At 39.0% G+C, this 12882-nt stretch carries 8 protein-coding genes and 2 riboswitches; all 8 genes read left to right on the plus strand.

Annotated elements, in window-relative coordinates:
• Positions 1-398: 398 nt before the first annotated feature.
• The 8 genes from JOC86_RS24370 to JOC86_RS24405 all read left to right on the plus strand — a co-directional run bounded on the left by JOC86_RS24370 (position 399) and on the right by JOC86_RS24405 (position 12267).
• Positions 399-1355 carry an AAA family ATPase gene (locus JOC86_RS24370; RefSeq protein ID WP_205176274.1) on the plus strand — a complete coding sequence of 319 codons (957 nt, stop codon included), beginning with the start codon at positions 399-401 and terminating at the stop codon, positions 1353-1355.
• Between the two features lies 1 nt (position 1356).
• On the plus strand, positions 1357-2574 hold the full coding sequence (locus tag JOC86_RS24375) for a DUF58 domain-containing protein (protein WP_205176276.1): 1218 nt from the start codon (positions 1357-1359) through the stop codon (positions 2572-2574).
• Positions 2571-4772: a DUF4129 domain-containing transglutaminase family protein gene (locus JOC86_RS24380; RefSeq protein ID WP_205176278.1), complete on the plus strand. Its 2202-nt coding sequence runs from the start codon at positions 2571-2573 to the stop codon at positions 4770-4772. The genes JOC86_RS24375 and JOC86_RS24380 overlap by 4 nt, the downstream gene beginning before the upstream one ends.
• Before the next feature lie 42 nt (positions 4773-4814).
• A riboswitch (purine riboswitch) is annotated at positions 4815-4917 on the plus strand.
• 205 nt (positions 4918-5122) lie between these two features.
• Positions 5123-6676: a glutamine-hydrolyzing GMP synthase gene (guaA, locus tag JOC86_RS24385; protein WP_472925699.1), complete on the plus strand. Its 1554-nt coding sequence runs from the start codon at positions 5123-5125 to the stop codon at positions 6674-6676.
• Positions 6677-6778: 102 nt separating this feature from the next.
• Positions 6779-6880, plus strand: a riboswitch (purine riboswitch).
• 139 nt (positions 6881-7019) lie between these two features.
• Positions 7020-8354, plus strand: a complete 1335-nt coding sequence (locus JOC86_RS24390) for an NCS2 family permease (RefSeq protein WP_205176280.1) — start codon at positions 7020-7022, stop codon at positions 8352-8354.
• A 418-nt stretch (positions 8355-8772) separates the two neighbouring features.
• The gene (glcT, locus tag JOC86_RS24395; RefSeq protein WP_205176282.1) at positions 8773-9615 is read left to right on the plus strand and encodes a glucose PTS transporter transcription antiterminator GlcT; all 843 of its coding nucleotides are present in this window, start codon (positions 8773-8775) and stop codon (positions 9613-9615) included.
• Between the two features lie 169 nt (positions 9616-9784).
• A complete protein-coding gene (gene ptsG / locus JOC86_RS24400) occupies positions 9785-11860 on the plus strand; it encodes a glucose-specific PTS transporter subunit IIBC (RefSeq protein WP_205176284.1) in 2076 nt (691 codons plus the stop codon).
• Positions 11861-12045: 185 nt separating this feature from the next.
• A complete protein-coding gene (locus JOC86_RS24405) occupies positions 12046-12267 on the plus strand; it encodes a hypothetical protein (protein ID WP_205176286.1) in 222 nt (73 codons plus the stop codon).
• Positions 12268-12882 lie beyond the last annotated feature (615 nt).

Genomic DNA, 12882 nt, shown 5'->3' on the forward strand with positions numbered 1-12882 from the left:
TCATAAGCTAGATGAACGCCCGTTTTTATAGGATTTTCCGAAGATTGGTCTTTCATAAGCTAGATGAACGCCCGTTTTTATAGGATTTTCCGAAGTTTGGTCTTTCATAAGCTAGATGAACGCCCGTTTACACATGGTTTTCTGAAGTTAGGTCCTTCATAATCAAGTTAAGCACCCTTATTCATATTAGAGCTAGCAGTTATTCCGTTCTTATTACGATCACTAAAATGAACGCCTCTCCAATAATCACCTTATCCACCCCCTCCCAACCCAAAAGACAATTCCCCTCAAATTTCTACCAAATTTTTATAATTAGACAAAGGATTTTTCGGATTTAAAACGAAAGTATTATTAGTTAAGCACTATTTAAATGGGGTTAGTTTCAGGAGGGATTAAAGATGTCGACGGACTTAATGCGAACGAAATTAGAAGATATTATCGCGAATATTGAAAAGGTTATGATTGGGAAGCGAAATGTAACCGAGCTTAGTCTTGTAGCGCTTCTATCAGGAGGTCATGTTCTGCTGGAGGATGTACCTGGAGTCGGTAAAACGATGATGGTAAGGGCTCTAGCGAAATCTGTAGGGGCTTCTTTTAAACGAATTCAATTTACGCCAGACCTATTACCTTCAGATGTGATTGGCGTATCGATTTATAATCCGAGGGATATGGAATTTCATTTTCGACCAGGTCCCATTATGGGGAATATTATTTTAGCGGATGAGATTAACCGTACGTCTCCAAAGACCCAGTCGGCTCTATTAGAAGGAATGGAAGAAAGTAGTGTCACGATAGATGGAGTGTCTCGTAAGCTCGAGAAGCCATTTTTTGTTATGGCAACGCAAAATCCGATTGAGTATGAAGGAACGTATCCACTGCCGGAAGCGCAGCTCGATCGATTTCTTTTGAAAATGAAGATGGGGTATCCAGAGCCTTTGGAGGAAATGGAAGTGTTGACTCGTGCTCAGAAAAATCCACCGATTGAAGAGCTAGAGCCAGTCATTACGCTGGAAGAATTACGCCTGCTGCAGCAGGAAGTAAAAGAAGTTTTAGTCGATGAAACGATTAAGAAATATATTATTGATATTGCTAACAGAACGAGAATCCATACGAATGTTTACTTGGGGGCAAGCCCGCGCGGATCGATTGCGTTAATGAAGGCTTGTCAGTCCTATGCATATTTACAAGGGCGCGATTATGTGGTTCCCGATGATGTTCAATATCTAGCTCCTAATGTATTTGCCCACCGAATCATTTTAAAATCTGAAGCGAAATATGAAGGGATTACGGCTGAAGAGGTTGTGCAGAGAGTGATAGCCCGTATTCCGGTTCCCGTCCAAAGGCTTGTGAGATAGGATGAAGAATCGATTACAACTCCTAAAGGTGATAGCGAAACTACTTTTATTAGTAGTGCTGTTAGCAAGTGCCTTTGTTTATGCCATGTTTCAAGGGGGATTTGTGAGCTGGTTTCTATTTTATAGCTTCATTCCTTTTGCCCTGTATTCGATAATGCTCTTTATATATCCGCTGTCTGACTTTGAGGTGGAGAGGAGTTTTCATTCCCACGATTATAAGGCAGGGGATGAATTGGAAGTAACGATTATCATTAAAAGAAATCTGCCTTTTCCGCTTTTTTACCTTATTGTAGACGATATTGTGACCCCTTCTCTTTTTCACCTTTCGACACATCAAAAAGCGAAAGCCATGGTCACTCCAGGTTTCAGACGTGAGATCAGGTTAAGTTATATGGTTAACGAATTACCTAGAGGAGAGCATGAATTTACAGATGTTCGGTTGAAAACAGGCGATTTCTTTAATCTTTTTGAAAAGGAATCCACCCTAGTATGTAAGGATACCGTTCTTGTTTATCCTTCCTTTGTAGATATGGTCTATCGTCCATTAGAGAGCCGATATGATCAAGGAATGACCACTTCTAATGTGAAAATCCAAAAAGATACGACAATGGCTACAGGGATTAGGGACTACCAGCCGGGTGACCGGTTCTCGTGGATCCATTGGAAGTCCTTTGCCAGAACGAATGAATTGATGACAAAAGAATTTGAAGAGCGACAATCCCATGACATCTTGCTCGTATTAGATAGACAAGCCTCATCTGCTTTTGAACAAATGGCTATGTTCTCTGCTTCCCTTATTCGGGCGGTGATTAAAAAGGGTGCCCAAATCGGGATGCTGTCTATTGGTGAAGATCATATTTTTCATGGGATTCGCGGCGGGGAAGAGCAGCAAAGCCAATTGTTCTACCATTTAGCGAAAGTCCGTCCAGATAGTCGTTTTCATTTAGCGAAAGTGTTGGAAGGCGAAGGCATTAATTATCAACAATCCGCTGCGGTTATGTTTGTTACCTCTTCTCTGACAAAACCGTTAATTCTAAGTGTTAACAATTATGCGAAACGAAATAGCTCTGTCATCATCTTTTTAATTAAGGAAAAAGGGGATTCTTATACATCAGAGGAGAAAGCATTGAAAGCTATGGCAGTAGCTCGAGGGATCTGGGTAAAAGTCTGCTTTGAGGGAGAGTTTGAAGAGGCTTTTGCGGAGGTGAAGAAAGCATGAGTGCACATTCCTCTAATAAAATTCAAACCATTGTTCTGTACCTATTGGGCTTCTTTTTGCTGTGGGAATGGTTACGCCCATTGCAAGAGATAACAGACACCGGAAGCCTTACCTATTTCGTCGTCTTTATTGCATTGTCGTTTGTTTTCTATTATTTAAAGGTTCATTGGATCCTTTCTGTCAGTTTGAAAGCGATTTTTATTATGTATGCTCTTCAAGCTTTGTACATAGATGGTGCCTTTTTAAATTTTTTATGGGTTGGACCTTTATTGCAGGATTTCATTGAGAATATTAGGCTGACAATCGGTCGTGAGTGGTACGAGCTCTCGTTTATTTATCGAAGCTTATTATTCTTTATCCTCTTATGGTTGATGGCCTACCTCATCCAATATTGGCTCATGATAAAAAAGACGATTTTACTTTTTTATATCATGACCATTGTTTACATTACGATCTTAGATACGTTTACGGCTTTCGACGGCAGTGCTTCGATTATAAGAGTCATTATTTTTGGATTTCTTTTAATGGGGATTCTTGCATTACAAAAAATCGTCGATAAAGAAAGCTTGATTCCTTCACGAATAAAAGCACAAAGATGGATCATCCCGCTTGTTTTCATGGTAGGAGTCAGTTCAACTTTTGCTTTGGCTGGACCAAAGGCAGATCCGATTTGGCCGGATCCCGTCCCATTTTTACAGTCGTTTGCTGATGGAGCAGGAGGAACAGGCGTTAGTAAAATCGGGTATGGCACAGATGATACTGCTCTAGGAGGTCCATTTATAGGGGACGATTCGGTTGTCTTTCAAGCGGAAGTGAAGCGTGAGCACTACTGGAAAATTGAAACGAAGGATTTATATACAGGGAAGGGATGGGAAACCTCTACGATTAGAGATAGTGAGGCATTTTTTAAGTCTGGTGAACCGATGGCTTACTTCAGTTATTTCGGTGGGTTGAATGAGAGTACCCCTATAGACTCTGAAAAAGTGATGGTAGAACAACCCTATTCACATATTGTTTATCCTTATGGAATGCAAACGGTGAAAAGTGAAAATACAACGTTTAATTTGAATTTTGGAAATGAAAAGATTACAACTTATCAAAATTATGAAGAAGTAAAGCTTGATGAGTATATAGTCGATTATAAAAATCCTAACTTTTCTCTAAAAGCCTTAAGAAGTGCTAACGGTATTGACGTTCAGGAAATGCCAGAAATGGAACCGATCATCAATCAATTTACACAACTTCCAGAAGGATTACCTCAAAGAGTGAAGGATTTAGCTATAGAAATAACAGCCGAAGAAGAAACGCTTTATGAAAAAGTTAAAGCAATAGAGGCGTATTTCAGTCAAAAAGGCTACGTATATGATCAATTTGATGTACCCGTTCCAGAAGAAAACCAGGATTATGTTGATCAATTTTTATTTGAAACAAAGCGAGGTTACTGTGACAACTTTTCGACTTCCATGGTCGTGTTAGTCCGTTCCTTAGGTATACCTGCAAGGTGGGCAAAAGGTTATACAGAGGGTGAGCATAAGAAAAATATTGATTCCGAATATGATCTTTATGAAATCTCAAACAATAATGCCCACTCATGGGTAGAGGTACTATTCCCTGAAGTCGGTTGGGTTCCGTTTGAGCCAACTGTCGGGTTTAGTAATAATGTTACGATTAACTATGACCTAGACTTGCCAGAGAGCACTCCTTCTAATGCACCAGAGACAGAGAAGCCTTCTCCAGATAAAACGATAAAGCCAGAATCTGATCCAGGTACTAGTGAAGATTCAAGTTTTTCTTTTAAAGAAATGGTAGATGATGTGAAGACTTTCTTTGTTGAGAATTGGACCATCCTATTTTTGATCTTTATAGGTTCCGTGATTGCAGCCGTGATTCTCTTTAGATTTAGAGGACGTTGGTTCCCATACTATCTTATCTATTATTATCGGTTTAAAAAAGATGCTGATTTCTCAAGTGCGTACCTTTCCTTATTGTATCAGCTTCGCAGGTATGGACTGAAAATGGATGACGGGCAAACGTTAAGAGCGTATTCACGTTATATCGATACGTTCTTTGGTACAAGAGAGATGAGCATCCTGACGTCAAGATATGAAAAAGGGTTGTATGGACAGGAGCATTCAGTTGAGGATTGGACCCAGATGCGTGAATTGTGGGAAAATTTAATTAAAAGAACAACAGGTTGACCACACTTCCTACAAAGTATAAAATGATGACAATTATGAATTGAATAGACGGTTTGCAACCTTCGTATATCCTCGGGTAATATGGGCCGAGAGTCTCTACCGAATCACCGTAAATGATTTGACTATGAAGGCAGTATTCTAATTGACATCATCATCGTTAAAACTAGAATTCTGCCTTTTTATAGTGAAAGGGAGAATTCTAGTTTTTTATTTGTTTTTGGGGAAGGATAAAACGGATGAGGGCTGTCCGTTTATACCAAGAATCATGAACAGGTAATACGGCAATCAGACCTGCTTTTTTTGATATGGAATGGACAAATCGGAAAAAAACAATAGATGAGGTGAACAGTTTGACAGGTAAAACAGAATTACACGGTCAAGAAATGATAGTAGTTTTAGATTTCGGCAGTCAGTACAATCAATTAATTACAAGACGCATTCGCGAATTCGGTGTGTATAGTGAGCTTCATCCTCATACCATTACGGTAGAAGAAATCAAAGAAATGAACCCAAGTGGAATCATTTTTTCCGGTGGTCCAAATAGTGTCTATGGTGAAGATGCTTTCCGTTGCGATGAGCGTATTTTTGATTTAGGAATACCTGTTTTGGGAATTTGCTATGGAATGCAATTAATGACCATGCATTTTGGCGGTAAAGTAGAAAGAGCGAGACATCGCGAGTACGGAAAAGCAAAAATGAAAATTGAAAAACAATCAAAATTATTCCAAGGACTTGAAGAAGAGCAAGTAGTATGGATGAGTCATGGAGATCTTGTTGTTGAAACTCCGGAAGGCTTTGATGTGAATGCAGTTAACCCTTCTTGTCCAATCGCTTCTATGAGTAATGAGGAAAAAGGTTTATATGCCGTTCAATTCCATCCTGAGGTTCGTCATTCTGTATATGGAAATGAAATGCTCAAAAACTTTGTCTTCCATGTATGTGGGTGCAAAGGGGATTGGTCAATGGAAAATTTCATCGAAGTGGAGATGGAGAAAATCCGTCAAACCGTTGGAGATAAAAAAGTTCTTTGCGCTCTTAGTGGCGGAGTGGACTCTTCAGTTGTAGCGGTTCTGATTCACAAAGCCATTGGCGACCAGCTTACTTGTATGTTCGTTGATCATGGGTTATTACGTAAAGGTGAAGCAGATAGTGTGATGAAGACCTTCTCTGAAGGCTTTAATATGAATGTGATTAAAATTGACGCGAAAGACCGCTTCCTATCAAAATTAGAGGGAGTTTCTGACCCAGAACAAAAGCGTAAAATCATTGGGAATGAATTTATCTATGTGTTTGATGATGAAGCAGGTAAGCTGAAAGGCTTTGACTATCTTGCACAAGGGACATTGTATACGGATATTATCGAAAGTGGAACGGCAACAGCTCAAACGATTAAATCTCACCATAATGTAGGTGGACTTCCTGAAGATATGGAGTTTACTTTAATTGAACCACTTAATACACTTTTCAAAGACGAAGTACGTGCATTAGGTTCTGAGCTTGGTATTCCAGATGAAATCGTTTGGCGCCAGCCATTCCCTGGTCCAGGACTTGGAATTCGTGTACTTGGTGCAATAACAGAAGAAAAGCTTGAAATTGTCCGTGAATCAGACTTCATTTTACGTGAAGAGATTAAAAAAGCTGGATTAGATCGTGATATTTGGCAGTATTTCACCGTACTCCCTGATATTCGAAGTGTAGGGGTAATGGGTGATGCACGTACGTATGACTACACAATTGGAATCCGTGCGGTAACGTCCATTGATGGAATGACATCCGATTGGGCTCGTATTCCATGGGATGTACTCGAAACCATCTCAACTCGTATTGTTAATGAGGTTGATCACATTAACCGAGTGGTGTACGACATTACAAGTAAGCCGCCTGCAACGATTGAATGGGAATAATTAATTACCCGAACGAAATTCTAAATAAAATAAAAAATGTTCGTGTTTAGCGTTGACTCCTTTGATTGTCACTGTTACAATAGTATTGAACTTATTCGTTCGAATTAAATACTATCATTACGTCGTATATTTTCAGGAATAAGGCCTGACTGTTTCTACCAAGCTACCGTAAATGGCTTGACTACGAGGTGATGGGTGACATGTTGACGCTTATCATTTTTATATTTTAATTAGCTAAACACGATCCCTTTACCTTGATGTCTGAACCCTGAACGACTAATGAATCGTTCGGGGTTTTTTGATTTCTTATAAATGTTGGTTATAAATCAAGAGGAGGGACCGTATGAAGAATTACTTTCAGTTTGAAAAGCTAGGAACGAACTATCGTAGAGAATTTATCGGGGGATTAACGACATTCCTTTCAATGGCATATATCTTAATCGTAAATCCACTTACATTATCTTTAGAATCGATTCCGGATTTACCAGATAGCATGAGAATGGACTCTGGGGCTGTATTTGTTGCGACGGCTTTAGCAGGGGCAATCGGTTCTCTTATCATGGGCCTCATAGCGAAGTATCCAATTGCACTGGCACCTGGAGTTGGGTTGAATGCATTCTTCGCTTATACTGTTATTTTAACAATGGAAATCCCTTGGCAGTCTGCATTGACAGGTGTACTATTTTCGGGAATTATCTTTATTCTTTTAACATTAACAGGTCTCAGGGAGCAAATTATTAACTCGATTCCTGTTGAATTAAAGCTAGCAGTTGGAGCAGGTATTGGGTTATTTATTACCTTTATCGGTTTTCAAAATGCAGGAATCATCATTAACAACGATGCAGTATTAGTTGGGCTAGGTGATTTAACAAACGGAAATACTTTATTAGCTATTTTTGGTATTTTTATCACAGTGATCTTAATGACAAAAGGTGTAAAAGGCGGAATCTTTTTCGGAATGCTAATTACCGCAGTACTTGGAATGATCGTTGGATTGATTGACATTCCAAGTAAAGTGATAGGGGCTGTACCAAGCTTAGAACCAACGTTTGGTGCTGCATTGGATCCACTATTCAATAACCCATCAGATCTATTTACCGTTCAAATGCTTGTAGTTGTTTTAACGTTTTTATTCGTAGATTTCTTTGATACGGCAGGGACATTAGTAGCCGTAGCCAATCAAGCAAACCTAATGAAAGACAATAAGTTACCACGTGCGGGAAAAGCATTATTCGCTGACTCTTGTGCAACAGTAGTAGGGGCTATTCTTGGAACCTCGACGACTACCTCCTATATTGAGTCTTCAGCAGGGGTGGCTGCGGGAGCGAGAACGGGATTTGCTTCTGTAGTGACAGCAGGACTCTTCTTACTGGCACTTCTTTTCTCTCCGTTATTAGAGGTTATTACAGCACCAGTAACGGCGCCAGCTCTCATTATTGTTGGAGTATTAATGGTATCAGCATTAGGCAAGATTGATTGGGAGAAGTTTGAAATCGCTGTTCCGGCCTTTCTTACAATTATTGCAATGCCTTTAACATACAGCATTGCAACAGGGATTGCCATTGGGTTCATTTTTTACCCAATTACTATGATTATGAAAGGCCGCGGAAAAGAAATTCACCCGATCATGTATTTGTTATTTGTCATCTTTACACTCTATTTTATTTTCTTAGTATAATGTTAAAGCGAGTGAGTCTTATAAGGGCTGCTCGCTTTCTTTATTTAAGACAAAGATTGTTGTTTAGATAATATGTATTGAGAACATAAATATTTGTAAAAAGGTTGATCTTCGCTGCAGGTGCGAGACTCCTGCGGGAGCGGCGGGACAGGTGAGACCTGAGCAGGCAGGGGCCATGCGACGAGGAGGTTCACCGCCCGCCCCACGGAAAGTGAGCATCCTGGAGAGGAAATCAACCAACCCTTTTCAAATAGTAACAAAGTTCGAAAACAGCCTTATTTAAAACTAGACAAAATTATCTTATTATTCTAATAATTATAGAGGGAATAGAAGAACAACGATATTGAAAAGGGAGGGTGGATTCGGTTACAATCATTACTATGTCTTTAAGAACGTCAAATATAGGGAGAAAATTCGCATGGCATTGTTAGAAGTAAAGAAAGTGTTGAATAATAACGTCATCATTGCCAGACATGAAAATTATGATGAAGTTGTTCTAATTGGCAAAGGGATTGGGTTTGGTCGAAAAGCAGGGGAAACGATTCAAAACGATTTAGCTGAAAAAATGTTTGTTCTAAAAGGTGTAAAGGAACAAGAGCAGTATAAAAAGCTATTGCCTCATATAAATAATGAAATGTTAGGTGTAGTCATTTCAGCTATTGAATTGATACGGGAACGGACAAACTCATTTCTGAATGAACATATTCATGTTGCCTTAACCGATCACATCCTATTTGCTGTCAATCGTTTAATGAGAGGATTGGCGATCCGCAATCCGTTCCTATTGGAAACAAAAGCGCTATATCCGTTTGAATATGAAATTGCAAGAGAAGTCGTTCAGATGATTAATGACGAAACAAATGTCTCACTTCCAGAAGGGGAAATCGGGTTTATTGCCCTTCATATTCATAGTGCCATGGTGAATAAGGACTTATCAGAAGTGAATAGACATTCTCAGCTAATCGGAGGTTTGACCCAAACCATTGAGCGAGTATTGGACGTAACGATTAATAAAGACAGCATTGATTACATGAGGCTGGTCAGACATCTTCGCTACACAATTGAAAGGGTATTACGTGAAGAACGTGTCGAAGAACCAGAAAAAATTGCGAAACTATTGAAGGAAGAATATCCTCTATGCTATAATCTCTCGTGGAAACTTATAAAAATGATGCAACAAACGCTGCGTAAACCTGTTTATGATGCAGAAGCAGTCTATTTAACCATGCATCTTCAGAGAATACAGAATAAAGTTAAATAAACGGACTTTTCTTTACGTGTTACTGATACGATCAGGCATGAGTAAAGAAGGTAATGGAAACGCTGGAATTGGGGAAGTCTACCCATATATGCGTTCATTGTCTTCTTTTCTCATGCCTTTTTGCGTTTTGTTGCCTTCATTTTAAAAATGATATAAGGAGGTTTCTTGGATGTTTAAAAAAGCTTTTGGTGTTTTACAAAAAGTCGGTAAGGCACTAATGCTACCGGTAGCAATTTTACCAGCGGCTGGTCTATTGCTCGCTTTTGGGAACGCGCTGCAAAATCCAACGTTACTCGAACTTGCTCCCTTTCTAGAAAATGGCGGCGTTGAAATGGTTGCAAGTGTAATGGAGGAAGCGGGTAATATTATCTTTAGTAACTTAGCACTACTTTTTGCTGTTGGAGTCGCCATTGGACTTGCTGGTGGTGAGGGTGTCGCTGGACTAGCAGCAATCGTTGGTTTCCTTATTATGAATGTAACGATGGGAACGGTTGAAGGATTAGGGATTGCAGATGTGACAGGAGATAATGTAAATCCTGCTCATGCACTCGTACTTGGGATTCCTACACTTCAAACAGGGGTGTTTGGAGGTATTATCGTAGGTTTATTAGCTTCTTATATGTATAAAAAATTCTATAACATAGAACTTCCATCTTCATTGGGGTTCTTCGCTGGAAAGCGTTTTGTTCCAATTGCAACGGCTGCATCTTCAGTTGCATTAGGACTTCTTATGCTATTAATCTGGCCGCCTATTCAAGATGGCTTAAATACATTCTCTAACTTTATGTTAGGTGAAAATAGAACATTCGCAGCATTTGTATTCGGTGTAATTGAACGTGCACTAATTCCATTTGGTCTTCACCATATTTTCTATACACCATTCTGGTTCGAGTTTGGTTCTTATACGACAGAAGCAGGAAACTTGGTTCGTGGAGATAACCCAATTTTCCAAGCTCAAATTAAAGATGGTTTACAAAACCTAACAGCAGGGACGTTTATGACGGGTAAATATCCATTTATGATGTTTGGATTACCAGCAGCAGCCCTAGCAATTTATCATGAAGCTCGCCCTGAAAGAAAGAAAATTATTGCAGGAATCATGGGTTCTGCTGCCTTAACTTCCTTCTTAACAGGGATCACAGAGCCAATTGAATTCTCATTCTTATTCGTAGCACCAATTTTGTTTGGGATTCATACCATTTTTGCAGGTCTGTCCTTTATGACCATGCATCTTTTAGACGTCAAAATAGGGATGACCTTCTCCGGAGGATTAATTGACTTCATCCTATTCGGTGTCATTAATCCACAAACCAATTGGTGGCTGGTGATCCCGGTTGGTCTAGTATTCTCAGTTATCTATTACTTCGGTTTCCGATTTGCTATCCGAAAATTTAATTTAGCAACACCTGGACGCGAAGATGAAGTAGACGATGAAGAAGAGGGGTCGGCAACTGGTTCAAACGACTTGCCATACAACATTTTGGAAGCAATGGGTGGACAAGAAAACATTGCACACTTAGATGCTTGTATCACACGTCTACGTGTTTCAGTTAATGATGTTAAAAATGTAGACAAAAACCGCCTGAAAAAACTAGGTGCATCGGGAGTCCTTGAGGTTGGAGATAACATTCAAGCGATCTTTGGTCCTAAATCCGATACAATCAAATCTCAGATGCAGGACATTATCAGAGGAAAAGCTCCTAGAAAAGCAGAAACCAATCCAAATGAAGAAATCGAACAACAAATTGAAGAAGTAAACCCTGAAGCCCTTCAATCAGAGGATGCCTTCAAGAGTGAAAGATTGATCTCTCCTATTAAAGGAGAAATCAAAGAGATTTCTGAAGTGCCAGATCAAGTGTTCTCTGAAAAAATGATGGGTGATGGTTTTGCGATAATTCCAGAGGAAGGAACGATTGCTTCCCCAGTCAACGGAAAAGTAGTCAATGTTTTCCCGACTAAACATGCTGTTGGTTTGATATCAGATGCTGGGCGGGAAATTCTCATTCATGTGGGAATCGATACAGTAAAATTAGAGGGTAAAGGGTTTGAATCGTTAGTATCAGAAGGGGATAAAGTAGAAGCAGGTCAGCCACTTTTAAAAGTAGACCTCGAGTACATTAAAGAAAATGCTCCTTCCATCATAACGCCAATTGTCTTTACAAATCTAAAAGAAGGCCAACAAGTAACGGTCGAAAAAAGTGGAAGCGTAGAATTAAGTGAGGAAAATATTATTTCAATTGATTAACTTATTAGAGAGAGGCCGGTCTTACTGACTGGTCTCTTTTTTGTTTAGGTAGTTGATAGAGATGAAAGAAAGGAACTTACGTTAATTCAAAGTTGGTACCGGTATCTAGGAGTCCGAGCAAAGTCGGAGATTTTTCGCCTGTGCGAGGTTCTTGAGAATGAGATAAAGAGATTGTCAACGTATAGGTGCGGAAAATCCCGAATTTTGTCGACTGGTCAATATATTTTGATTATGGACAAATTAATGGTCATCATGGACAAATAAAGCACTATAACGGACAAATTATCATCCGAATTGGACAAATAATTAAATCAGCCCTTGCTTCAGGGATAACAAAAGCGGATGATTTGATGTTGAAATACTGCAAAAAAGGCATGTTAAAAATTTTAATTATTGAATTTGCATAAAACAGCAATAACATCACACAATTATTTAGCTAAACACTCACCAAATTGAACGATGCTCTAAGTGAAGAGCTCATCCTCAACATACATTTATCCTAAGCTCTTTTATGCATCAAGTGAAGAGTTGTGATTTTGTTTAAGCAATTTACTGCATGTGCTTCATTAGGATCAGGTGATCGTATTCGCTAATTAAGGAATTTGATTTTAAGTGTACAAATCACCTTTTTAAATTTAGAGAATATATAGGAAGAAGTGTGTTGTTATGTAAAAAGAAAAGCGTAGGTTTATGTTCGTGTAGAGAGGGAATGTAGTTGTACAAGAGAAAAAGTCGAAATCATATACTACTGGATCATCCGTTATTGTAATAAAGCTTTTTAAAAAAATTCTCGAAAATAGGTTGACGTATTCTAATGTAGTTGCTATACTAAAAAAACCGTCGCAACAGAAACGGTTAACAACAAACTTTGATTCTATTAAATTAAAAAAAGTTGTTGACACGAATGAAATGCGATGATATGATAGTAAAGTCGCTTCAAACGGAGCGAACACATTGAACCTTGAAAACTGAACAAGACAAAACGTCAACGTTAATTCTAAAAAAGATTTACAACGTAAGAA

This window comes from Rossellomorea pakistanensis (assembly GCF_016908495.1).
In the GTDB taxonomy this organism is placed as follows: Bacteria; Bacillota; Bacilli; order Bacillales; family Bacillaceae_B; genus Rossellomorea; species Rossellomorea pakistanensis.